This window comes from Sutcliffiella sp. NC1 (assembly GCF_027594365.1).
Taxonomy (GTDB): domain Bacteria; phylum Bacillota; class Bacilli; order Bacillales; family Bacillaceae_I; genus Sutcliffiella; species Sutcliffiella cohnii.
In genome coordinates, this window is sequence record NZ_CP115153.1 from 260,001 (window position 1) to 284,177 (window position 24,177).

The window sequence follows — 24,177 nt, forward strand, 5'->3', positions numbered from 1 at the left end:
CTCTAGGTAAATACCTAGAGGTCTTTTTATTATCTACTACGTAAATAAAGTAATCTTTACATCTTTATAAAATAAAAAGGTCCAAAAATCAGTCTCTACTGACTTTTTGGACCATCCTTTTCTTATTCTCCGTAGTTACTTTGCTCTAACATGTCAGCTGCAGCAACTTGTAGCCATTCGGCTACAGGCATGTTGGCATTTTGCTCAACGAATGCATCTACTATTTTATAACCTTCACTGTAACCATATTTACTAGGGAGCCCACTTCCTCCATTTAATAATTTTAAAGCTAAAGCATCATCAACCGTATCGAAATCTTTGCTAATTGTATTCCAATGTGCAGAGCTAAATTCTGGATTTACTTTTGTAACTTCAATATTTGGAAATACTTCTTTTTCAAATTTTACTGCTTTTCCACCAAGTACGATGTGATCTAAAACTGTAAGTGATTCCCCGTTATAAAAATCGGATGCCCAAACACTTTGTAAGTATCCGTGAGCTGTTGCGCTTTTTAAAATATCATTTGTGTAATTTCGGTTATAGGTAATTAGTATTTTTCCGGACCCAATTGTTAATACATTAGTGTTCGTATCACTTGAAGGGAAAACACATACAACCGTATTTCCTTCAGTAGCTAAAAGGTTAGAGGAGTTTAATAATGCGTCTTGTATAGCTTCGTTTGTGCTTTTTGTATTAATCCGTTTAATAACATCTTGTAATGCTATACGGTTTTTTGGAATGTCGTTAATATAAGCATCTGCTAAATGGACGAATTCCCCATCCGCAAAACAAGCATCATAGATTGGATCTACAACTGTAGATTTATAAACATCTAAATGACCGTCATTTGGTACGTCTTTAATCTCTTCAAAATATGAATCATACAATGTATACGCATGAACAACTTCGAAAGTTTGGCCAGTCTCAGCATTTTCAAACTCAAAGTCGGTATCATCCATTTCGTCCACACCAGTGTTCACGTTACCGTTATTTCCGCAAGCTGTTAAAAATAATAGAAAAAATAAGAACAATAAGCCTTTCCATTTCATGTTAATCATTACCCCCTAGTAATAAGATTTTGTAGTTTTGTCTATCAATGATAATTATTTACAGACAAATTTAAATATTCTACAAATTTTACAAAAATCCTCTATGTCTATTAAATTTTGTATGTTAGATATGTGAACATGTTTTCCAACAACCTCATCATTCGTTATAATAGATAAAGCATGATTTACATGAGGAGTTGACATAATGTCTGTCCGAGATGAATTTGATTTTATAAAAAAAGTTCAACCTGCTACACTGCATCACTCAGGATTAATCGGGATAGGAGATGATGCAGCAATCTTTTCAGTCGATGCGCGATTTGAGCAGATTGTTTGTGTAGATACAATGGTAGAAGACAAACACTTTTTACCTACTACGATGAGTCCCTATCATATTGGATATAAAGCATTAGCTGCTAATATTAGCGATATTGCAGCAATGGGCGGAATCCCACAGTATTATTTAGTTTCTATCAGTATTCCTTCTAATTGGAAAGAAAGTGAGTTATTGGAGATATATGATGGACTGAAAAAAGCCGGAGATGAATACAAAATGGATTTGATCGGTGGAGATACGACTTCTACGCATTCTAAATTAGTTATTAGTGTAACGGCAATTGGAAAGGTAGAAGCTGGGCGAAGATTATTACGATCTAATGCTGAAGAAGGAGACGTAGTATTTGTATCGGGTACATTAGGAGATGCTCAGGGAGGATTAGATGTTCTATTGGAAGGAAATAAAGAAGTACAAGGACAAAATTCCTATTTAATACGTAGACATCAAACACCTACACCGAGGGTGACTCTTGGTCGAATCCTATCACAATTTACTCGTGTATCATTAAATGACGTAAGTGACGGACTTGTAAGCGAACTAAAGGAAATTTCAAATGCTAGTAACGTAAATATGGTTATAGATAGTGAGACAATCCCATATAGTCGTGCTCTTTTAGAATATAATAACGAAAAAGCACTAAAGTGGGCATTAACGGGTGGAGAGGATTTTGAACTAGTTGGGACTATAAGCAAAGAAAATTGGAAGCAACTTTCTGCCATTTGTGAAAAAGAAAACATACCATTATCAAATATTGGCTATGTGCAACGTGGTAAGGGTAAAGTGTATATAAGAAATAAAAACGGAGAATTAGAAGAAGTATCGGATTCAGGTTATAATCATTTTTTTAGTTAAGGAGAATGAATGAATGGTACAGGTTGCATTTACAACACATTCAACAGAACAAACAATGGGGTTAGCTCAAAGGTTAGCAGAAAAGTTAGTTGAAGGTGATGTTATATTGTTAGAAGGCGACTTAGGGGCAGGTAAAACGACGTTTACGAAAGGCCTTGCTAAAGGATTACATATTACAAGAAATGTGAACAGCCCTACTTTTACAATTATTAAAGAATATGAAGGAAGATTACCACTATACCATATGGATGTGTATCGGTTAGCAGAAAGTGATGAAGATTTAGGTTTTGATGACTATTTTTATGGGAATGGTGTAACGGTGGTAGAATGGGCACACTTAATAAAAGACTACTTACCAGCAGAAAGGTTAGAAATTAATATATACCATAAAGGTGATGACGAAAGAGAAGTAGTTTTTAAGGGAAATGGAAAACGTTATGAGAAGATTTGTGAGGAGTTAAAGAAATGAACGTACTAGCAATTGATACGTCCACTTACGTGTTGAGTGTAGCGTTAATAAAAGATGGCCTCGTTATAGGGGAACATATGACAAATACGAAAATAAATCATTCATTACGAGCGATGCCAGCAATTGAAAAGGTAATGGAAGAGTGCCAAATGAAGCCTAAAGATTTACATAGAATTGTCGTCGCTCATGGACCAGGTTCCTACACAGGTGTTCGAATTGGTGTTACGATAGCGAAAACGTTAGCCTGGAGTTTAAACATTCCACTTGTAGGGGTATCAAGCTTAAAGCTAATGGCTGCGAACGGACGTTACTTTTCGGGTCTTATTTGCCCGTTAATGGATGCGAGAAGAGGGCAAGTATATACAGGTTTGTATGAATGGGAGAACGAGAACCTAATTGAAAAACTCGAGGACGTTAACATCGATTTACAAAATTGGTTAGATCAATTAGCCGCCTTGAACAGTGAAATATTATTTATCGGAAATGATGTCCAACTTCACAAAGAGGTTATTATAGAAAAATTAGCTAAAAGGGCAATTTTTGCTACTGGTGCACAACTAAATAGCCGCCCTGGAGATTTAGCTATATTAGGTATGAACGAGGAAGTATTAGATTTACATACGTTTGTTCCTAACTATACGAGATTAGCTGAGGCAGAGGCAAAATGGCTAGAAAACAACCAAACTAAATAGGGGAATCTTGATGATGTTAACAGTGGAAATTGTAAAAATGAATGAAGAACATATTAATGGTGTATACGAAGTAGAAAAGAAAAGTTTCCCTTCTCCATGGACAAAAGAAGCATTCCATCATGAAATAATGAATAATCCATATGCCTATTATCTCGTGTTATTAGACAGAGAAAGAATAATCGGTTATTGTGGACTTTGGATTGTAATGGGAGATGCTCAAATAACAAATATTGCAATTGACCCTGATTATCGTGGAAAAAAATTAGGTGATCAACTATTAGTAAAAGCAAAAGAAGTAGCAATAGAAAAGGGTGGTTCTGTCATGTCATTAGAAGTAAGAGTATCCAATTATATTGCACAATCACTATATAAAAAACATGGCTTCCAACCTGGTGGAATTCGTAAAAACTATTATGTAGATAATAATGAAGATGCATTAGTAATGTGGGTGAATTTATGAGTGAAATGAAAAAAGACGAGTATATATTAGGAATTGAAACAAGTTGTGATGAAACGGCAGCATCCATCATTAAAAACGGAAAAGAAATTGTAGCTAATGTCGTTGCTTCACAAATTGAAAGTCATAAACGTTTTGGTGGAGTTGTACCAGAAATTGCGTCAAGACATCATGTGGAGCAAATAACCGTTGTTTTAGAAGAGACGTTAGAGCAATCAGGGGTAACGATGGAAGAAATCGATGCGATTGCAGTAACGGAAGGACCTGGATTAGTAGGAGCATTATTAATTGGTGTTAATGCGGCCAAGGCTATTTCCTTTGCACATAATAAGCCGTTAGTAGGTGTACATCACATTGCAGGTCACATATATGCGAATCAGCTAGTAACCGACCTCCAATTTCCTCTCTTAGCTTTAGTCGTTTCGGGTGGACATACGGAATTAGTATATATGGAAAAGCACGGTTCTTTTAAAGTAATCGGTGAAACGCGAGATGACGCTGTTGGTGAAGCGTATGATAAAGTAGCAAGAACATTAAATTTACCGTATCCGGGCGGCCCTCATATTGACAGACTAGCTCAAGAAGGAGAAGCAAATATTCCACTGCCAAGGGCTTGGCTAGAAGAAGGTAGTTATGATTTTAGTTTTTCAGGCTTAAAATCAGCGGTTATTAACACCCTACATAACGCTTCTCAAAAGGGTGAAAAAATTGAACCTGCTAATTTAGCTGCAAGCTTTCAAGAAAGTGTGATAGAAGTACTAGTAACAAAAACAATAAAAGCAACAAAAGAATATGGTGTAAACCAAGTCGTTTTAGCTGGTGGGGTTGCTGCGAATAAAGGTTTGCGTGCAGCACTCGAGGAAAGTTTTCGTGAATTGAAAGATGTGGAGCTAGTAATTCCGCCATTATCACTATGTACGGATAATGCAGCGATGATCGCAACAGCAGGCAGTGTGTTCTATCAATTAGGAAAACGATCTCCTTTATCTTTAAACGGTAATCCAGGGCTAGATTTAGAAAAGGCATTAGTCTAAAAATGGTTATCCACAGTTGTTACTAAAAACTGTGAGTAAGTATAGATAATCTATGGATAAATAAAAAACATTTGTTAGTAAATAATGTGGATAAGTGTGTTAATGTTTGTGGATAATGTTGATAAGTTTGTGAATACCTTAATAAATAAGAGTAGAATTGTTAATAAGTATGTGGATTGTTTACTTTTTGTGGATAGAAAATATAGAAAGGATGCGAAAATTCGCATCCTTTAGCTGTTCAGTTCTTCCCACTCTTCCATTAAAGTAAGCAGTTTATTGTTAGCTTCTTCGTTCTCTATATTTAATTGGTGTACTTTTTCGTGATTTTGGTAAATTTCAGGTTTGCATAAAAGCTTTTCATTTTCTTCTAGTTGTAACTCCAGTACTTCTATTTCTTCCTCAATTTCTTCAATACGACGTTTTCGCTGTCGCTCTTTTCTTTTTAATTCTTTTTCCTGTTCATAGCTTAATTTTTCTTGAGGTTTTTCTTTCTGTTTTTCAGTAGAAGAGTCTGTGGATAACTTATTAAGTTCTTCTATCTCAAACTTCTTTTGCACGAAGTAATCATAGTCACCTAAAAACTCTACAGCATTCTGAGAAGATAGTTCGATTACTTTTGTGGCAATCCGGTTAATAAAGTAACGGTCATGTGATACGAAAAGTATAGTGCCTGGATAATCCATTAATGCATTTTCCAATACTTGTTTGCTATCAAGGTCTAGATGGTTCGTCGGTTCGTCTAAAATAAGTACGTTTGACTTTTGCAACATCATTTTTGATAATGCAAGACGTGCTTTTTCTCCCCCACTTAAACTGTTAACAGGTTTTAAAACATCATCACCACTAAACAAGAAATTTCCTAAGACAGTTCGAATTTCTTTCTCTACTAAATGAGGATAATCATCCCATAACTCGTCCAGAACCCGTTTGTTGGAATGTAATTCTGCTTGTTGTTGGTCATAATAACTAATAGAAACATTCGCTCCAAATTGAATTTTTCCAATTTGTTTAGGGAGTTTCTCCACAAGCAATTTTAACAATGTAGTTTTCCCAACGCCATTAGGTCCAACTAACGCAACACTATCACCACGATGAAGCGAAAGGTTTATATTTTCGAAGATAGGCTTATTTTCATATGAAAATGTTAAGTTTTCTACTTTTAACACATCATTACCGCTTTGCCTATCGATTTCAAAAGAGAAGGAGGCCGATTTTTCATCGCCTTTCGGTCGCTGCATTAACTGCATTCGATCTAACTGCTTTTGTCTACTTTGTGCCCGTTTCGTTGTAGACGCTCTTGCAATATTACGTTGAACAAAATCTTTAAGCTTGGAAATTTCATCTTGTTGCTTTTCAAACATTTTCATTTCTCGTTCGTATTGTTCTGCTTTTCGTTGTAAGTATTTACTGTAGTTTCCAATGAATTTAGTGGATTCATTTCGAGATATTTCGTAAACGATAGAAACTACTTTGTCTAGGAAATAACGGTCGTGGGAAACGATTAATAGGGCACCAGGATAACTTTGTAAGTAGGATTCTAGCCACGTTAACGTCTCTATATCTAAATGGTTCGTCGGTTCGTCTAAAATAAGTAAATCTGGCTTCGTTAATAGTAACTTACCAAGAGCTAATCTTGTTTTTTGTCCACCACTCAAACTGGTAATTGGTGTGGTATAATCAAAGGTAGCAAAGTTTAGTCCGTGAAGAATGGACCGAATATCTGCTTCGTATTGGAAGCCACCTTGTTGTTTATACGATTCTTGTAGGGAATCATATTCTTTTAATAATTTGGCATACTCTTCATCTGAAGAAAAACGTGTAGGATCTGCCATTTTCTCTTCTAAGTCTCTCATTTGTCTTTCCATTTGTTTGAGATGAGAAAAAACAGAAAGAAATTCTTCCCAAATGGAGCGGCTTGAGTCTAATCCGGTATGCTGTGCAAGGTAACCGATCGTAACATTCTTCGGTTTAATAATTTCACCGCTATCATAAGAGAGTTGATTAGAAATTATTTTTAAAAGTGTTGATTTACCAGCACCGTTTCTACCAACTAGTGCGATTCTGTCTCGTGATTGTACTTCTAGCTTTATATTCGATAAAATAAGTTCAGCACCAAAATATTTATGTAGTTGATTTACTTGTAAAATAATCATTTTTTCACCTCTATATTAAACTTAGTTTATCGCTCTTCTACTAATTGTTCAAGCAAGCGATAGGGTAAAAGAATGAAATCGTTTACGTTCAATGTAATTGGAAAAAATAGAGAGTAAGTAGGATTGTAAATGGGGGAATAGGATGAGTAACGAACAACTAAAAATACCACAAGCAACTGCAAAACGATTACCTTTGTATTATCGATTTTTAAAAAATCTTTATGCATCCGGTAAACAAAGAGTTTCTTCTTCTGAGTTAAGTGAAGCGGTAAAAGTTGATTCAGCGACGATTCGCCGTGATTTTAGCTATTTTGGAGCGTTAGGGAAAAAAGGGTACGGATATAATGTTCAATATTTGTTAACTTTTTTTAGAAAAACGTTAGACCAAGATGAATTAACATATGTTAGTCTAATAGGTGTGGGGAATTTAGGAACCGCTTTCCTTCACTACAATTTTTCAAAAAATAATAACACGAAGATAACTGTTGCTTTTGATGTAGATGAAACGAAGATTGGCACAGAAATTGGAGGTGTTCCCGTACGCAATTTAGATGATTTAGAGATGGAGCTTCCTGACGATGTAACAGTTGCAATATTAACAGTACCAGCTCATGTTGCGCAACCTATTACAGATCGCCTAGTCGCTAAGGGAATTAAGGGAATATTAAACTTTACACCTGCGCGAATAAATGTACCAGACACTGTACGTATTCATCACATCGATTTAGCGGTAGAATTACAATCATTAGTATATTTTCTAAAACACTATCCAACTGAGTAAAATAGTAGTAGAATAAGTATATTTCGAGGAGGTGACAAGAATGCCATTAGGTCCAGGAAGCATTCTATTAATTGTATTTGCAGCACTATTAATATTCGGTCCGAAAAAGTTGCCAGAACTCGGGAAAGCAGCCGGAAATACGCTACGTGAGTTCAAAAAGGCTACTAAAGGTTTAGCCGATGACGATGATGATATAAAAAAAGAAGACAAGAAGTAATGTAAGGATGAACATATATGACAGATAAGGAAATGTCGGTCTATGACCATATAGGAGAACTGCGCAAGCGATTAATTATAGTAGGTTCCCTTTTTATGGCCTCCGTTATTGGTGGGTTCTTTCTTGCAGAGCCGATTATTGTCTATTTACAACATACAGAGCAAGCAAGAGATTTAACGATGAACGCTTTTCGCTTAACAGATCCTATTAAGGTATTTATGCAGTTTGCCTTTTTAATTGCGTTCATTATTACGTTTCCTGTTGCTTTTTATCAGCTTTGGTCCTTTATTAGCCCAGGCTTATATGAGAAAGAACGTAGAGTAACACTTAGCTACATTCCAATTTCTTTAATTTTATTTTTAAGTGGATTAGCATTTTCCTACTTTGTTTTGTTTCCATTTGTAGTTTCTTTTATGATGGGTCTTGCCAATCGCTTAGAAATTAATCAAGTAATTGGCATTAATGAATACTTTCAATTTCTATTTCAATTAACGGTTCCATTTGGAGTTTTATTTCAGCTACCTGTAGTCGTTATGTTTTTAACTAGATTAGGTATAGTGACACCACAATTTTTTGTGAAGTTCCGTAAAATAGCCTATTTTATACTTTTAGTAGTTGCGGCTTTTATCACTCCACCAGAATTGTTGTCACATTTAATGGTAACTGTGCCGTTATTTATTTTATACGAAATTAGTATTATCATTTCTAGAATTGCGTATCGTAAAGCTAAATTAGCCGAAACAAAAATGGAATTAGAAAATATGAATAAAGATTAAAAAAGCAATCCCTCGGGATTGCTTTTTCTAATAGGAAAAATAATATTATTTTTGCTTCTTCATCTCTTTAATTTTTCCGTGTAAAAGGTAGGCCCGGATTGCCACTCCAAAATCAAAAGTTGCAATTAACATAAAAAGAATGGTGTGAAATTGCCAAATCGTTTCACCTTTTGTTACGACGGCAAGGTAGAGAAATAAAATTCCCATAATGGAATAAAATACAACCATTCTTAATGGGGTAATGCGCATAAATTATATCCTCCGTTATCTCTTCTATAAAAACAAGTATATGAAGCTTTGCATTTGCTCTAGTTTTTCAAGTTGACGCTCAATATCTTCACGAAAAATTTGTTGCACTAGAACGACAAAGGAATTCATCGAAACATGAGCGATAATTGGGACAATTATTCGGTTCGTTTTTACATATAGGAATGCAAAAATAGCTCCCATGACAAAGTATATAAGTAGATGTTCAAATTCTTGATGAACAACTGCAAATAATAAAGAACTAACAATTAAGCCTACTGCAAAATTGTACTTCTTATATAGTACGCCGAAAATGATTTTTCGGAAGATAATTTCTTCTAAAATAGGCCCTGCAATAGCTACCGCAAAAATAATTGCCGCAGAAGAACTAATAAACTCCATAATTTGTTGAGTATTCTCACTGCCTGGTTCTATTCCGAATAATTGCTGTTGAACCATCGCTGCTATTCCTTGTCCGAAAAGAGCCACCCAAAAACCTAATATAGACCAAATAATCGTTTGGAAAATGGATGATTGTGGTCCGCGTAGATCTTTTTCCTGGAAATCCTTTCGAAGCAGCCAGAGGATAATAAGTAAGCCGAGTGTGAAGCTGATTGTCGTCCAATAACTAAAAAGTAATGTCATTCGTGCATCATAATCAAGCTCGTTCCCGATTCCTAGTTCAACGAGAAGTGGAATACCAACTAGTGCAGAAAATTGCATAATAATATAGGCGATAATTACTTTCCAATAGGTTGATGTCATCATAATCTCCTCTATCTAATTGTTCCTACGTATTGTACCATATAAACTGTTTTCTAATAAAAAGATATAGTTTATTCTCAGCTGTATTTTATCAATTAATCCATATAATTAAAAACAATGGTTAAATATTAAATGATTGTGAGATAATGGAAAAGGTGTTACGTAATGTTAGATCATTTTTGTACAAAAAGAAGTAAAAAATGTGCAAAAAATATAAACTAAATACTTGCAAAAATATCACTAATTCATTAATATATTAATTGTGTTAGCACTCGAGTGTTTAGAGTGCTAATAAAAAAATACTTACATATAATTTTGAGGAGGTCGTTTCACTTGTTAAAGCCAATCGGTGATCGCATTATTATTGAACTAGTACAGTCAGAAGAAAAAACTGCTAGTGGTATTGTATTACCAGACTCTGCAAAAGAGAAACCGCAAGAAGGTAAAGTAGTAGCTGTTGGTTCAGGTCGTGTACTAGAAAGCGGAGAGCGTGTTGCACTAGAAGTTGCATCAGGCGATAGCGTTATCTTTTCAAAATATGCTGGTACAGAAGTGAAATATGACGGTAAAGAATATTTAATTTTAAAAGAAGCAGATGTTTTAGCTGTTGTTGGTAAATAAGAAAACTATTTCATAAAAAATATGAACTATTCTGAGGAGGTCTAGGTCATGGCAAAAGAAATTAAATTTAGTGAAGAAGCACGTCGCTCTATGCTACGTGGTGTAGATAAATTAGCTGATGCTGTTAAAGTAACATTAGGACCAAAAGGACGTAACGTTGTATTAGAAAAGAAATTTGGTTCTCCACTAATTACAAATGACGGTGTTACAATTGCGAAAGAAATCGAATTAGAAGATGCTTTCGAAAATATGGGTGCAAAATTAGTAGCGGAAGTTGCTAGCAAAACGAACGAAATCGCTGGTGACGGTACAACTACTGCAACAGTACTAGCACAAGCGATGATCCGTGAAGGATTAAAGAACGTAACTGCTGGTGCGAACCCAATGGGTATCCGTAAAGGGATTGAAAAGGCTGTTGCTGTAGCAGTTGAAGAATTAAAAACAATCTCTAAGCCAATTGAAGGTAAAGAGTCTATCGCACAAGTTGCTGCTATCTCTGCTGCTGACGAAGAAGTTGGTCAACTAATCGCAGAAGCAATGGAGCGCGTAGGTAACGACGGAGTTATTACGTTAGAAGAGTCTAAAGGATTCACTACTGAACTAGAAGTAGTAGAAGGTATGCAATTCGACCGTGGATATGCATCTCCATACATGGTAACTGATTCTGACAAAATGGAAGCAGTTTTAGACAATCCATACGTCTTAATTACAGACAAAAAGATTACAAACATTCAAGAAATCTTACCTGTATTAGAGCAAGTAGTACAACAAGGTAAACCATTATTACTAATTGCTGAAGATGTGGAAGGTGAAGCGTTAGCTACATTAGTAGTAAACAAATTACGTGGTACATTCAATGCAGTAGCTGTTAAAGCTCCTGGCTTCGGTGACCGTCGTAAAGCAATGCTTCAAGACATCGCAATTCTTACAGGTGGAGAAGTTATTACAGAAGAATTAGGTTTAGACTTAAAATCTGCTAACATCGGTCAATTAGGACGTGCAGATAAGATTGTTGTAACGAAAGAAAATACAACAGTTGTTAACGGTCATGGAAACACAGACGATATCCAAGCTCGTGTTGGCCAAATCCGTGCTCAATTAGAAGAAACTACTTCTGAGTTCGACCGTGAAAAATTACAAGAGCGCCTAGCTAAATTAGCTGGTGGTGTAGCGGTAATCAAAGTTGGTGCTGCAACAGAAACAGAATTAAAAGAGCGCAAACTTCGTATCGAAGACGCATTAAATTCTACTCGTGCTGCAGTAGAAGAAGGTATCGTAGCTGGTGGTGGTACTGCACTTGTAAACATCTACAACAAAGTTGCTAATATCACAGCTGAAGGCGACGAAGCTACTGGTGTGAAAATTGTATTACGTGCAATCGAAGAGCCAGTTCGTCAAATCGCTCACAACGCAGGTCTAGAAGGATCTGTTATTGTAGAACGCCTAAAGAAAGAAGAAGTTGGAGTTGGTTTCAACGCTGCAACTGGCGAATGGGTTAACATGCTTGAAGTTGGTATCGTAGACCCAACTAAAGTTACTCGTTCTGCACTTCAAAACGCAGCAAGCGTATCTGCTATGTTCTTAACTACTGAAGCAGTAGTTGCAGACATCCCAGAAGAAAACGCTGGCGGCGGCATGCCTGACATGGGCGGCATGGGTGGAATGGGCGGCATGATGTAATAAGCCGCTTCACCCCTTGATTTATAAGGGTTTTATGTAAGATGAGAGTGTAATGCTAACATTTTGCAAACATTGAGGTAAATTAACGGAGGCTTCTCATGAGTTTACAAAAAACTTATAAGAGGCCTCTTTTTAGTTTATAAGAAAGGATAATAAAATTTCTAGATTTAACCCCTCCAACTAATTTTAATCGGTATCTTAAATGTACATTGACAACTAACTTGAAAAGGGAAATACATCTATAAAATTGGTGTTCCTACAAAGCTTTTAAATTAAAAGAATTATTTTAAAGGAGGTAATGATTAGTGGGGCATTATTTTTCAGGTGTTGATAAAGAAGGGAAAGAAATTGTTTATGCCCATTTTCATTCGTCTAATTATTTTGCTATAGATCTATATCATTTGCTTGATGCGAATGACAAAAATGGAGGCGTTAGTGGTATTTTTGATTCAGCCATATACACGCAGGAGCAATTAGAGAAAGCAAAACGAATGTATAAACAAAATCTATCTAACGAGCGCACATTATGTGAATCAGATATATGGGATAAACAGCAAATATTACAATTTATTGAAAGGTGTTTAGACGTTGCAAGAAAAGAAGGAACTGTCAAAGTTCTATTCTGTTAAATTCACTATTAACAAATCTTCTGTAAAATTCTCTTATTACACTTCCCCCTACATTTTAATTTCTTTCCATCATTTTTAAAATTATTCATTTCCAGCCTTTTGCTACCCAATTATAAACTGTGATAAATGTAACAGTCCGCTTCTTATGAGTTGTAGTAAACTTTTAAGAAGCTTTTTATTAATTAACATTTATAAAAGGCAACTTTTTACGATAAGAGGTGAAAAAATGGCTAACGCACAATTTAATCCCAAACTAGTCAATATTTTAAAAGATATTTTACTTCGTTTACATGATGGTAAACCGCAAGAAACCGTGAAAGAGGATTTTGATAAACATTTTAACCAGGTTAGTGCTGTTGAAATATTGTTGATTGTACAGGAATTAAAAAATGGGGGCCATGGCATTACGTCGGATGATGTTGTAAAGCTATTTTCTATTTATAAACAACTATATGGTCTAGCTATTAATGAATGGCATGTTCCTGATTCCAATCACGAGGGTCACCCGGTTCAAATTTTAATAGCTGAAAATAAGGAATTTCAATCCATTTTAGATCAAATGAATGGCCAAATAGAATTACTGGAGAAAAGTTCACAATGGGTACAAGAGGAAGAAGTTATAGAGAAGTTAAAGGAAGACGTGTCTCAATTAGGACAATTGAATAGGCACTATAATCGAAAAGAAAAACTCATTTTCCCTATATTAGAGCGTTATGGGCAAATTACTCCTACAAGAATTATGTGGGAGGGAGATGATCGAATCCGCATCTTATATAAAAATGTAAAAAGAAAGATAGAGAATATACAAGCTATAGAAATAGCATCCGTTAAGCAATCTTATCAAATATTCCAAAGCAAAATAAAAGACATGATGTTTGATGAAGAATCTATTCTACTACCTATCGTCCTGAACATTTTTAACGAAGATGATTGGTTAGCGATAGCAAGGGAAAGCGATACATTTGGCTATTGTTTTATCAATCCACAAAAAGAATGGGGACGAAGCGTATCAGTTGAAGATGAGTGTAATAATGATATAGATAATTCAACAACAAAGCATTTAAAAATTGGCGGCGGCTACTTAACCGTACAAGAGGCTAACAGCATTCTGAATAACTTGCCAGTAGAAATAACGTTTATCGATAAAAATGGTATTTTTAAGTACTTTAATGAAAGAGTAGCGTCATCTGACATGATGTTTGTACGGACACCCATTTCGATTGGTCGTAATGTTGCCAATTGTCATCCTCCTAAAAGTTTAAAAAAGGTAATGAGGCTCGTCCAAGACCTTAAATCAAAGAAACGATCTAGTGAGAGTATGTGGTTTAAAAAAAAGGATCAGTACATTCATATTACGTATAAAGGTGTTTTTGATGAGGATGGAGAATATTTGGGAATATTAGAATACGTTCAAGATATCCGACCTTTTTTCGAGTTGCCACGTGAAGCGAAAAGATAGCTTAGTAGAATGGACGAATAGGTAATATCTAAATTTATTAGAGCAGTAGGAACCTCATTTATAAATGTTAGTTAGCTATTATGCTGTTCATTTCCTTTCGATATACCGAAATCCCCTTCCTACTAGAAGGGGACTTTTTTTCCTCACTTACTACCATCAATCCAGTTTTATTAAGTGGACTGGTAAACAATAGCCTTTTCTAAAAAATATCAAGAAAAAAATGATTAACCAATAGGGACTTCTCCCCTATTGGTCCTTGGGGGAGGGCTTAGGTGATAAAAATATACGGGATAAAAGTAGTACTTAATGAACACGCCTCCTTGAAATTGCATATGAAGGGGTTGTTCTTAATATAGTGATCAAAAACACAATTAAGTAGATATTTAATTATTGAAACATTGGAAATACGTATCGAACTAGAAACCATAAAAAACCAAAAAAGATAATCACATATGCAAAATATTTAATGAAGGTAGAGATTACTCTACTTGTATCCTCCTTTTTCTCGACGTGTCGCTTGTCCACATTTACATCCTTTCTCACAATCATTTCCTCCTTGTCAGTGGTGTTTTTTTTCTTATCACCTATATATCCTTAAAAGGAGCTTTTAAAACATTAGTAAGAATGGCACATAACAATTATCCGCTTCCCTTGTTCTATTTAGAAAGTATCATTTGAGGGAATCGTTCTTCTGTTTGCACAGTACTTTAAGATTAGTTCCTAAAGATAGGTTTCATGTCGATCTTTTGTGGGCATTAAATAAGCACAGACAGACAAACATCGGCAAAAAATGATGAAGAAAGGCGTGAGCGGTTATGTTATGGACGGTATTAATTATAGTTTTTGTATTATGGTTACTTGGATTCTCGTTTGAAGTTGGAGGAGGTCTAATCCACTTACTTCTAGTTGTTGCATTAATCGTCTTTATAATTCAACTTTTAACAGGCAGAAGAGTCTAAATGTAGCAAGCGTTCCGTTTTAGGAGCCTTGCTTTATTCAGGATTATTTCTTGGAGTTATAATAAGAAAGGCTCCAAGGAATCCACACATATATATAATATAAATATTAAGGGCAGAAATAGAATTAATATCAGCTAGTATTTTCCTTAAATTACTACCATCAATCTAGTTTTATTATGTTGACTTGCTAGTTTCCTGGTAAACAATAGCCTCTTCTAAAAAATTTAATACTTCTTTATGAATAGGATATAAGCCTAATTTAGCGGATGTTTCTTCCGATTTTCTCGCTTCCCAAAACTTTTCTATTAATTCAGGGTGATCTCCAAAAGATTCTTTCGTTAAAATATCTACATCAACTACAATTAATTGCCCCTCCGCAGAACTAGGGAGTATACCATTTTGTAAACAGAGTTCCACGCGTTTAACAATATTTATCCATTTAATGATGAGTGGATCTTCCATTTTTGGTAGATTCCCAGATAATATTGTTTGTTCCTCTGTACTAAATAGGTCATTCCATAACTTCTGTTTTCTATCCTTATTGTTATTACCTTCTTCCGGAAGTAGTGGTAAGAGATGGTCCCATTTCAGTTGGCCTTCTAACTTTAAAATGTTTAATAGTGTTGTTGTATGGTAGAGGGATTGAGTTAAGCGTTCTATGTTCATTTCCAGTTGCTCTTTATGTACAGTTAGAATCTTTTCAATCGTAATGGAATGGATGATTTTCTTTATATCTTTTAGAGACATCGATGTTGTCTTTAGTAATACAATTTTTTCTAAAAGTAACATGTCCTCCTCAGAATAGTACCGTTTTCCATTATCCTTCTTTATCGTCGGTACAACTAATCCAATTTGATCGTAATAACGTAATGTACGCAAAGAAATATTGAGCTTTTTGGAAACTTCACCAGTTGAAAACAGTGTCATTTTATAGTATCCCTCCTAAAAAAGTGTTTGCAGGTGACGTAACGTAACCAATTATACTAAATCTAACATAACATATTTAGGAGGGAAAAAATGATGACGAACACAATGAAATGGTCTTGGAAAGAAGTTTTTATACTACTTATCCTTATCCTTATTCTTGTACCGTTTTTCATTGAATACTTATTGCATGACTTTTTATATACCCTTTTTCAGGAAAGCTTATACTCAGGTACGCTGACGGGGCTTATCATGGCCATCGTATTTACAGTAGCCTTATATTTCGTTGCTTTAAAACCACATGATCTTTCATGGGATGCAGTTGGAGTTAACCGTTTTCCAACTAGATACTGGAAATGGATTGCAGTTTGGACGATTAGTTTAATAGTTGTCAGTGTTGTCCTTTTATTGTTAATGGAACTTTTACATTTCACTTGGGAGAATCACAAAACGGAGTCCATACAGAGGAATATAAATTGGTTTACTTTTACTATTGGCTTTGTATCTGCTGCAATCATTTCTCCAATATATGAGGAGATTTTTTATAGAGGATTTTTGTATAAATGGTTTCGAGGGAAATGGGGAGTAGCTGCTGGAATGTTTATTAGTTCTTTTATTTTCATGATTGTACATATCCCTACGTACAATACGCTGCCGATAAATTTTGTATCAGGTCTCGTGTTTGCGTGGACATACGAAAAAACAGGGTCAGTTTTACCGGCTATTATTATACATGGAATATTTAATGGCACAGCCGTCATTTTAACAGTACTTTCATAAAGTATGACTTTTGTATTAACCTTGTATTCTTCCTGACAACGAGTGTGATAATTTAATATCAAATTTAAAGGAACTCACTTACATGAGTTCCTTACAAATTATTATTTTTCACCAAACGCTTCCGGAATCATTTTAAACCCTTCAATTATTGTATCTTCTTCTACTTCCAGCATTAAGTATAGCTTTCCATCGACTTGTACTTGTTTTACGTAACGTAGATCTTGTGGGCTAATCGAGATATTTGCTATTTTTGTATTAATCTTAATGGACTTTGAATTGAATTTTGGTAAGGCGCTACTAGCTTTTATTTCATAACTCTCATCATCAATTAATTTCTTGAAAGCTGTTTCCACTTTTTCTACATTTACATCTTCCACTCCACTAACCTTTAAAACACGTTCTACATCCTTTGTGTCTAATTTCGGTTGTTCTTCCTCTTCGTTTTCAACAATCATACGATTAATTTCTTCATACACATTGGAGAGAGTAGAAGTATTAATTTTGTCCCCAGTTACTTCTTTCACTATTTCTTCAAAGACGATTTTATCGTCTTTGGCTGTCATCGTTTCTTCGCCATTTAGCACTTCTTCAATAAATTGGTGGTCTGGTTCATGAACCTTTCCTGCTGAATATAGCACATGGTTAACATCTGCAGCATTTTCTGTGAAACAAGGAAATAAAAATCCACCAATTGGCGAGTTTAAGTTAATAATAGGGTCTACTACAAAATTGTATTTGAACTCTTTTTCTACATAGTCAAAGAGTAGTTCTTTCTTTGGCTCTTGTGTATTGTTTATACTGCACAAAATAAATGGGTGGGAATAAACTGCATCGCGAGAGTTTTCCTCTGTTTCCTCATTCGTACGTTTCATTGGCTTTCGATATTCCCCACGAATGAAAGTAACAACAATATCCTTCTCATATTGTCTGTTTAGAAGCATTTTACCGACAATTGGAAGCATTTGCTCTTTCCATGTTTCTACCTCAACGCTTAGCAACCCTTGATGCAGGATAAGCTGACTGTTATTTTCGACATCGCGTCTAAATTTTAGTTCAAATAACTTTTCGTCTAAATTACCACCTAGCATCTTTTTAAAGTTATTCATAAACAGTTCTTGTTGGTCCGGATCTAACATTTCAAAAGGTTGACTTTGGTGATGATAAATGTCGCTCGATTCTTTCATTATGTAGACATTAAAGATATCTTTAATGTTTAGTAAATCATTATCAGCTTTAAATTGTTTTCGAAAGTTTGCTACGTCTTTTTTGTTCATGATTATACCTACACTCCCTAAGTCTCCCAGACTACATATTTACTTCCATTACAAAATATCCTTTATTCTATCATACCTTGTACAAGAAAATTCAAGTTAAACTTTGTGGTTAATAAAACGAGTGAACCAACTCTATTTTCGATATTCTATTTGTACATTTTTCGGAGAGCGATTAAACTCCTTTCTAAACAATAGGTTTTCTATTTTTATTTGTAGAAATAATAGGAATGTACATACTTAAACGTGTATAGTTGATATTAGATAAATATTTTTAAGAAAAATGAATCTTTTTGGCTATGGAAACAGTATATATAATATCGGAAACAAATAGGGAGGAATGAAAATGAGTATTTTAGCACGTTTTAAAGACATTATGGCTAGCAATATTAACGCACTGTTAGATAAGGCAGAAAACCCTGAAAAGATGATTGATCAATATTTAAGAAACTTAAACCGAGATTTAGGAAAAGTAAAAGCGGAAACAGCATCAGTTATGGCGGAAGAACAACGCTCTAAAAGACTACTTGATGAGTGTATTGCAGATGCAGAGAAAATGGAAAGATACGCAATTAAAGCATTAGAAGCTGGAAATGAAGACGATGCGAGAAAGTTCCTCGAAAGAAAAACAGAAATCGCCTCTAAGCAAGCGGGGCTACAAAGTGCCTATGACTTAGCGGCATCTAACGCAACGCAAATGAGACAAATGCATGATAAATTAATGAACGATATTAAAGAGTTAGAATCCCGTCGTAGTATGTTAAAAGCAAAATGGTCTGTAGCTAAAACACAAGAACGTATGAACAAAATTGGTGCATCTGTGACAGACACGAACAATACAGCATCTGCCTTTGGACGTATGGAAGATAAAATTAATCGTGCATTAGATGAGGCAAATGCAGTGGCCGAGCTAAATGCAGCACCAAAGGATGACTTAAAAGATTTAGCTGCCAAATACGATACACAAGTAGGGGTAGAGGACGAGTTAGCGGCCTTAAAAGAAAAATTGAAGAATAGATAGGAACGGTTTTCGAACTTAGAGCTGTAGCAAGTCGCTGCAGCTTTTATACAGTTCATTTACTTATCCGTACGCATTTGAATTTTAAATGGAGTAGAGGTGAATAAAGTTGGTTATCCATTATAAATGTCCGAACTGTGGCGATGATATGGTATTTAATAGTGAAACAGGAACATTATCTTGTGGTGCGTGTGGGAGACAAGATAATATTGAAGATTTTTCGGAAGAGAACATAATTACAACATTTGAAGAGGATGAAGCGAAAGAGTATCATTGTGAAAACTGTGGAGCTGTTCTAATTACCGAAGCAGAAACAGCTGCAACAACTTGTAGCTTTTGTGGAGCAGGTGTAGTACTAGCAGACCGTGTATCCGGGACGTTAGCGCCAGCTATGGTTATTCCATTTTCAATAAGTAAAGAACAGGCAGGGGCAGCTTTTAAAAAATGGTGTAGAAACGGTTTGCTCACACCAAAAGATTTTATGACTGCAAATCGTATAAAAAATATAACTGGGATGTACGTTCCGTTTTGGATTTATGATTTAAATAGTAAAGTACAAGTGTCGGCTGTCGGCACAAAGGTGCGCACATATACGAAAGGTGAATATATTTATACAGAAACGAAATTTTATGATGTGTATCGTGATATTAATTTAGACTATTTAAAAATACCAGTAGATGCATCAACTAAAATGAATGATGAATTGATGGACAAACTCGAACCGTTTCCGTACGATCAATTAAAAGAATTTAAAACACCATATTTAGCTGGTTATATAGCAGAAAAATATAACTATGATGATAAAGAGCTTTTACCGCGAGCTAAAGATAAAATAGATGGATATATAGAGTCTTATATTAAATCTTCTGTTTCAGGATATGCGACTGTAAATTATAAAAGAAAAGATATAAACGTTAAAAAAGTGCACAGTTCGTATGTTTTATTACCTGTTTGGATGGTTTATTACGATTACAACAAGACGGAACATATATTTGCGATGAACGGACAAACGGGAAAAGTCGTTGGAAAGCCTCCAATTAGTAAAGGGAAAGTTGCAGGCTGGTTTGGTGGAGTCGCAGCCGGAACGTTTGTTAGTCTGAAAGTCGTCTCTATGTTGATGGGAGGCGGATTTTGGTGAGTAAGAAAAAAACACTTTATACTGGAATGGCAATCATAATAATTTATCTAATTAGTTTACTGGGTATTACTCACTCAGCCTATGCGATAGAACGAAAAGTATATGATTACGCCGAGCTGTTAACAGAACAGGAGATAGATTCATTAGAAGCTCTAGCTAATGAACTAGGTGCAGAGCGGGAAACGGACTTCATTATTGTGACGACTAATGAGTCAGGAATCGATGTTATGGAATACACGCAAGACTTTTACGATGAAATCGCTCCAGGGTATGACAAGCCACATGGTAACACGGCAATCTTAACAATAGATATGCAAGGAAGAGAAATCTATTTAGCTGGATTTTATAAGGCTGAAACATATTTAGATGATGCTAGATTGGATCAAATCCGTGACCAAATTACACCTACTTTATCAAGTGGAAACTTTTATCAGGCGGCTCAAGATTTTATTGTTTTATCCCATGAGTTTATGGGGCAGGAGCCTGAACAGCATTCAGAAAATGGGTATGAAAATCATAATTCTGCTCCTAGTCCTAATACGTATTACGATTCAAATTATTCAAATGGAGATAATATACTTTTCAACACATGGTTTCAAATCATTGTTTCTTTAATTGTCGGTGGTGTTGTTGTTTGTATTATGGCATTTAACATGGGTGGCCGAGTAACCGTTAATGCTCGTACTTATATGGATGCTAACACATCAAGAGTACTTCACCGTAAAGATCAATACATTCGAACAACTGTTACGAAAAGAAGAAAACCTCAGCAGAAAAGTGGGGGAGGCGGTGGTGGAGGTGGCATCACTCGTGGTGGACACTCCCATAGCGGTAGTAGAGGTGGCTTTTAAAAAATGATCGCAACATAAGAATAGAAAGAAAGGATTGGTAGTATGGTTTTCTTTAGAAATCAATTTGCAAACGTTGTGGAATGGGAAGAGTTTCGCGACGATATGATTTTTTGGAAATGGAGCAATCGAGAAATTAAAAAAGGAAGTAAGCTTATTATCCGTCCGGGTCAAGATGCAATCTTTTTGAACAATGGGAGAATTGAAGGGATTTTTAAAGATGAAGGGGATTACAATATTGAGTCAGAAATTATCCCGTTCCTTTCCACTTTAAAAGGATTTAAATTTGGCTTTAATAGCGGAATGAGGGTAGAAGTTCTATTCGTAAATACGAAAGAATTTACCGTAAAATGGGGAACACGTAATGCCATTAACATCCCTACGCTCGGAATGCCAGGTGGAATGCCAATTAGAGCAAACGGCACATTCCAATTCAAAGTAAATGACTATGTGGCTCTTATTGATAAAATAGCAGGCGTGAAAAATAAATATTTAGTAGAAGATGTAAAGATTCGGATTACTGCAATCCTTGACCAGCTTCTAATGAAATGGATTACTCGAGAAGGTAAAGATATGTTTAATCTTCAGGCTAATTCGTTTGAAATAGGTAAAGGAATTAAAGAAGATTTAGATATGCAAATTATTAATGACGGCTTAACGGTTACCGGATTTAATATTATGAGCTTTAATTATCCGAAAGAAATTCAAGATATGATCAATAAAAATGCCTCTTACGGAATGGTAGGAGATATGAAAAAGTATCAGCAAGTTTCCATGATAGATGGAATGTCGTCTGGGAAAATGAGTGGTGGTAGCAATGCAGCTTCCGATATGGCTGGAATGATGATGGGGATGAATATTGCAAAAGAGATGATGAAAAACATGGATGATCAAGATTCCGATAAAAAAGCGGCACCACAAGCTTCAAAACAATTATCCACGCCCCAAAATGACGAGGATACGAGTATCGCCCCGAAATTTTGCCCAAACTGTGGCCAAAAAAATACTGGTTCCAAGTTTTGTCCAAATTGCGGTAATAAACTAGGATAAATAGCTGTTTGATAAGCTTATAAAAAAGGAACTGTCCAATATGTCTCAAAACAGTGGAGAAACCATATCGTTTTTCTACTGTTTTTTTGTGTTGATTTTATTAATCCAGATAAAGGTTAACGAACAAAAAAAGTCCTAAAAGTCAGTTTCTACTGACCTTTAGGACAGCCCCTTTTTTAATGATTAACTACTTCCGTATGCTTTGTAGTATTAACTAACGATAAACGCCCGTCTGTTATGTTGTACACTTTATCGCAATAATCAATTAGTCTTGTGTCGTGTGTAACGACGATTGTTGTTTTTCCGTTATCTTTCGTCGCTTTTTTTAACATTTCCATTACTTCAAAAGCGCGATCAGAATCTAAAGAAGCGGTAGGTTCGTCTGCAAGTATAATACTAGGATCCGTGTACATCGCTTTTGCTATAGCAACTCGTTGGCGTTGACCTCCAGATAAGTCAGCAGGAAAGCTTTTTAATAGCTCGTGAATCCCTAATGATTCGTAAAGTTGCTCTAACCTTTCAGTAGAAAGGTTATTTTTTTTCACTTTGTCTAGCAGTTGCATTTGTTGTTCCACGTTTAAAAACGGAACTAAGTTGGACGACTGTAACACAAAGCCAATTTCTTCTAATCGTAGAGTGGCACGTTTTTTTTCTTTCAAACTACTTAAGTTTTTCCCGTTAACAATAACATCGCCGTTGCTAGGAGTTTGAAGTCCGCCAGCAATTGTTAAGAACGTACTTTTTCCTGAACCTGACGGGCCGATAATCGCAATAAGCTCTCCGCTTTTCGCTTTGAAATTAGTTGTTTTTAATGCTTCTATCTTGGATGGTCCTGATTGAAAAAACTTATTTACATTTTTTAATTCGAGTAACACCTCCATCATTTACCCTCCTATTGCTTTTAATGGATCAATTTTTACGATTGTTTGTACAGAGAATAGTGCGCCTAACACCGATACAAAAACGAGAATAGTACCGTAAATGAGCATATCAACGTAATTAAACGCTACTGGTACTGCGGCAGGTAGAAAGAAGCCGGTTGTAATCGTTAGGATGAACCCAATGACAACACCTGCTAATGCTAATAAAAATGTTTGCGCAATAACAGACACTGCTAAATATTTGCTTGAAATTCCTTGAGCCTTCATCACTCCAAAGATACTAATCTTTTGAATTGTTAACACGTAAAGAAAAATGGCTAAAATAACGGCGGAAATAATAAATAGAAAATAAATCATAAATGTTAATGTTAAGCTTTGTTCCGAGTACCCAGGCATATTTTCAATAAACGTTTTCGTCGGAATGACTTGTAGAGAGTTGTCAACCGTAACTGCCTCTATATTTTCTGTACGAATAACAAAGGCGTTAATTTTGTTTGAGTCCTCATCCATAGAAGTACCGAATCGGACGTATTGAAACGTGTCCAAACCTCCGTAAAGAACAGGAGCCGCGTTAAACTTAGCCTTATCAGTAAAACCTGTAATGATTAATGTTGCATCAACAGAAGAGAGTTGAAGAGTATCTCCTATGTTAAACCCTTCATTTTTTAAAGATTCATCAGCAATAACTTCCCCTGTCTCGCTAAAAGCTTCCCCTTCTGTAACTTCCGGCATAATAAATTCATTATCACGTATACCGAATATAGATACGTTTGCTTTATTTACTCCGGATGTAGCAATTGAGTTTAATTGACCGAGTACAGCAACCTCACTTACTCCATTTCCGTCGTAATCCTCTATTAGTAAACTCGATTGAGGTAAGTTAATATCGGATTCCTCAGTCAAAATAATACCATCTGCATTCCACTTATCCACTGCCTCTTTATTAATATTTTCAAGACCATTAGCCAACCCTGATAAAAAGAATACTAAATAAGAAACGAGTGTTAAAACTCCTACAATTAAGATGAAGCGTAGTTTATTGTTTTTTATTTCATTCCACGCTAAAAACATGTATTGTTATCCCCCTGACG

At 35.3% G+C, this 24,177-nt stretch carries 26 protein-coding genes and 1 pseudogene; 18 read left to right on the forward strand and 9 right to left on the reverse strand.

The window, feature by feature from the left end; all coding sequences use genetic code 11:
• Positions 1-122: 122 nt before the first annotated feature.
• The gene (locus O1A01_RS01435; protein WP_066415754.1) at positions 123-1,049 is read right to left on the reverse strand and encodes a DUF2268 domain-containing putative Zn-dependent protease; all 927 of its coding nucleotides are present in this window, start codon (positions 1,047-1,049) and stop codon (positions 123-125) included.
• 205 nt (positions 1,050-1,254) lie between these two features.
• Here O1A01_RS01435 and thiL point away from each other — a divergent pair, with 205 nt between their 5' ends.
• From thiL to tsaD, 5 genes and pseudogenes are all read left to right on the forward strand, one after another.
• Entirely contained in the window at positions 1,255-2,238 is a 984-nt protein-coding gene (gene thiL / locus O1A01_RS01440) for a thiamine-phosphate kinase (RefSeq protein WP_066415751.1), read from the forward strand.
• A 13-nt stretch (positions 2,239-2,251) separates the two neighbouring features.
• A pseudogene (gene tsaE, locus O1A01_RS01445) lies at positions 2,252-2,723 on the forward strand (tRNA (adenosine(37)-N6)-threonylcarbamoyltransferase complex ATPase subunit type 1 TsaE).
• Positions 2,704-3,399, forward strand: coding sequence for a tRNA (adenosine(37)-N6)-threonylcarbamoyltransferase complex dimerization subunit type 1 TsaB (gene tsaB, locus O1A01_RS01450; RefSeq protein WP_066415747.1), 696 nt, complete (start codon positions 2,704-2,706; stop codon positions 3,397-3,399). The pseudogene tsaE and the gene tsaB overlap by 20 nt, the downstream one beginning before the upstream one ends.
• Positions 3,400-3,409: 10 nt before the next feature.
• Complete coding sequence (rimI, locus tag O1A01_RS01455; RefSeq protein WP_270065415.1) at positions 3,410-3,859, forward strand: ribosomal protein S18-alanine N-acetyltransferase; 450 nt, start codon at positions 3,410-3,412, stop codon at positions 3,857-3,859.
• Between the two features lie 5 nt (positions 3,860-3,864).
• On the forward strand, positions 3,865-4,890 hold the full coding sequence (gene tsaD, locus O1A01_RS01460) for a tRNA (adenosine(37)-N6)-threonylcarbamoyltransferase complex transferase subunit TsaD (RefSeq protein WP_213083731.1): 1,026 nt from the start codon (positions 3,865-3,867) through the stop codon (positions 4,888-4,890).
• A gap of 230 nt (positions 4,891-5,120) precedes the next feature.
• On the opposite strand, the gene O1A01_RS01465 is transcribed toward tsaD, so the two are convergent.
• Positions 5,121-7,043: an ABC-F family ATP-binding cassette domain-containing protein gene (locus tag O1A01_RS01465; RefSeq protein WP_066415740.1), complete on the reverse strand. Its 1,923-nt coding sequence runs from the start codon at positions 7,041-7,043 to the stop codon at positions 5,121-5,123.
• 142 nt (positions 7,044-7,185) lie between these two features.
• Between O1A01_RS01465 and O1A01_RS01470 the strand changes: the two genes are divergently transcribed.
• From O1A01_RS01470 to tatC, 3 genes are read left to right on the forward strand one after another with little or no spacing between them, the layout of a single operon-like run.
• Positions 7,186-7,824 carry a redox-sensing transcriptional repressor Rex gene (locus O1A01_RS01470; RefSeq protein ID WP_066415738.1) on the forward strand — a complete coding sequence of 213 codons (639 nt, stop codon included), beginning with the start codon at positions 7,186-7,188 and terminating at the stop codon, positions 7,822-7,824.
• Between the two features lie 40 nt (positions 7,825-7,864).
• Positions 7,865-8,041 (forward strand): twin-arginine translocase TatA/TatE family subunit, encoded by a 177-nt coding sequence (locus O1A01_RS01475; protein ID WP_066415735.1) that lies wholly within the window; start codon positions 7,865-7,867, stop codon positions 8,039-8,041.
• 17 nt (positions 8,042-8,058) lie between these two features.
• On the forward strand, positions 8,059-8,817 hold the full coding sequence (tatC, locus tag O1A01_RS01480) for a twin-arginine translocase subunit TatC (protein WP_066415732.1): 759 nt from the start codon (positions 8,059-8,061) through the stop codon (positions 8,815-8,817).
• Between the two features lie 45 nt (positions 8,818-8,862).
• Here the strand turns inward: tatC and O1A01_RS01485 are convergent, their stop codons facing one another.
• Together O1A01_RS01485 and O1A01_RS01490 are read right to left on the reverse strand one after the other, a co-directional pair.
• Positions 8,863-9,066, reverse strand: a complete 204-nt coding sequence (locus tag O1A01_RS01485) for a YdiK family protein (RefSeq protein ID WP_066415730.1) — start codon at positions 9,064-9,066, stop codon at positions 8,863-8,865.
• Between the two features lie 24 nt (positions 9,067-9,090).
• A complete protein-coding gene (locus O1A01_RS01490; protein WP_333482920.1) occupies positions 9,091-9,831 on the reverse strand; it encodes a CPBP family intramembrane glutamic endopeptidase in 741 nt (246 codons plus the stop codon).
• A gap of 330 nt (positions 9,832-10,161) precedes the next feature.
• On the opposite strand from O1A01_RS01490, the gene groES reads away from it, so the two are divergent.
• The 4 genes from groES to O1A01_RS01510 all read left to right on the forward strand — a co-directional run bounded on the left by groES (position 10,162) and on the right by O1A01_RS01510 (position 14,217).
• Positions 10,162-10,449: a co-chaperone GroES gene (gene groES, locus O1A01_RS01495; protein ID WP_066415718.1), complete on the forward strand. Its 288-nt coding sequence runs from the start codon at positions 10,162-10,164 to the stop codon at positions 10,447-10,449.
• Positions 10,450-10,497: 48 nt separating this feature from the next.
• Positions 10,498-12,129 carry a chaperonin GroEL gene (gene groL, locus O1A01_RS01500; RefSeq protein WP_066415716.1) on the forward strand — a complete coding sequence of 544 codons (1,632 nt, stop codon included), beginning with the start codon at positions 10,498-10,500 and terminating at the stop codon, positions 12,127-12,129.
• Between the two features lie 305 nt (positions 12,130-12,434).
• The gene (locus tag O1A01_RS01505) at positions 12,435-12,758 is read left to right on the forward strand and encodes a hypothetical protein (protein WP_270065416.1); all 324 of its coding nucleotides are present in this window, start codon (positions 12,435-12,437) and stop codon (positions 12,756-12,758) included.
• 226 nt (positions 12,759-12,984) lie between these two features.
• Entirely contained in the window at positions 12,985-14,217 is a 1,233-nt protein-coding gene (locus O1A01_RS01510) for a DUF438 domain-containing protein (protein ID WP_270065417.1), read from the forward strand.
• A gap of 387 nt (positions 14,218-14,604) precedes the next feature.
• On the opposite strand, the gene O1A01_RS01515 is transcribed toward O1A01_RS01510, so the two are convergent.
• Positions 14,605-14,760: a hypothetical protein gene (locus O1A01_RS01515; protein ID WP_169714862.1), complete on the reverse strand. Its 156-nt coding sequence runs from the start codon at positions 14,758-14,760 to the stop codon at positions 14,605-14,607.
• 272 nt (positions 14,761-15,032) lie between these two features.
• Between O1A01_RS01515 and O1A01_RS01520 the strand changes: the two genes are divergently transcribed.
• Entirely contained in the window at positions 15,033-15,176 is a 144-nt protein-coding gene (locus O1A01_RS01520) for a lmo0937 family membrane protein (RefSeq protein WP_157076643.1), read from the forward strand.
• Positions 15,177-15,350: 174 nt separating this feature from the next.
• Here O1A01_RS01520 and O1A01_RS01525 read toward each other — a convergent pair whose 3' ends face one another.
• Positions 15,351-16,103, reverse strand: a complete 753-nt coding sequence (locus O1A01_RS01525; protein WP_066415709.1) for a MerR family transcriptional regulator — start codon at positions 16,101-16,103, stop codon at positions 15,351-15,353.
• A 90-nt stretch (positions 16,104-16,193) separates the two neighbouring features.
• On the opposite strand from O1A01_RS01525, the gene O1A01_RS01530 reads away from it, so the two are divergent.
• On the forward strand, positions 16,194-16,880 hold the full coding sequence (locus tag O1A01_RS01530; protein ID WP_270065418.1) for a CPBP family intramembrane glutamic endopeptidase: 687 nt from the start codon (positions 16,194-16,196) through the stop codon (positions 16,878-16,880).
• Positions 16,881-16,981: 101 nt separating this feature from the next.
• Here the strand turns inward: O1A01_RS01530 and O1A01_RS01535 are convergent, their stop codons facing one another.
• Positions 16,982-18,154 (reverse strand): DUF4317 domain-containing protein, encoded by a 1,173-nt coding sequence (locus tag O1A01_RS01535; RefSeq protein WP_270065419.1) that lies wholly within the window; start codon positions 18,152-18,154, stop codon positions 16,982-16,984.
• Between the two features lie 343 nt (positions 18,155-18,497).
• On the opposite strand from O1A01_RS01535, the gene O1A01_RS01540 reads away from it, so the two are divergent.
• The 4 genes from O1A01_RS01540 (at position 18,498) to O1A01_RS01555 (ending at position 22,205) form a co-directional block, all read left to right on the forward strand.
• A complete protein-coding gene (locus O1A01_RS01540; protein WP_066415703.1) occupies positions 18,498-19,172 on the forward strand; it encodes a PspA/IM30 family protein in 675 nt (224 codons plus the stop codon).
• Positions 19,173-19,278: 106 nt separating this feature from the next.
• Entirely contained in the window at positions 19,279-20,307 is a 1,029-nt protein-coding gene (locus O1A01_RS01545; RefSeq protein ID WP_066415701.1) for a TFIIB-type zinc ribbon-containing protein, read from the forward strand.
• A 26-nt stretch (positions 20,308-20,333) separates the two neighbouring features.
• Entirely contained in the window at positions 20,334-21,158 is an 825-nt protein-coding gene (locus O1A01_RS01550) for a TPM domain-containing protein (RefSeq protein ID WP_066415760.1), read from the forward strand.
• Between the two features lie 42 nt (positions 21,159-21,200).
• Positions 21,201-22,205: an SPFH domain-containing protein gene (locus O1A01_RS01555; protein ID WP_066415699.1), complete on the forward strand. Its 1,005-nt coding sequence runs from the start codon at positions 21,201-21,203 to the stop codon at positions 22,203-22,205.
• Positions 22,206-22,381: 176 nt separating this feature from the next.
• Here O1A01_RS01555 and O1A01_RS01560 read toward each other — a convergent pair whose 3' ends face one another.
• Together O1A01_RS01560 and O1A01_RS01565 are read right to left on the reverse strand one after the other, a co-directional pair.
• The gene (locus O1A01_RS01560; RefSeq protein ID WP_211290346.1) at positions 22,382-23,089 is read right to left on the reverse strand and encodes an ABC transporter ATP-binding protein; all 708 of its coding nucleotides are present in this window, start codon (positions 23,087-23,089) and stop codon (positions 22,382-22,384) included.
• Positions 23,090-24,157, reverse strand: a complete 1,068-nt coding sequence (locus tag O1A01_RS01565) for an ABC transporter permease (protein WP_066415688.1) — start codon at positions 24,155-24,157, stop codon at positions 23,090-23,092.
• Positions 24,158-24,177 lie beyond the last annotated feature (20 nt).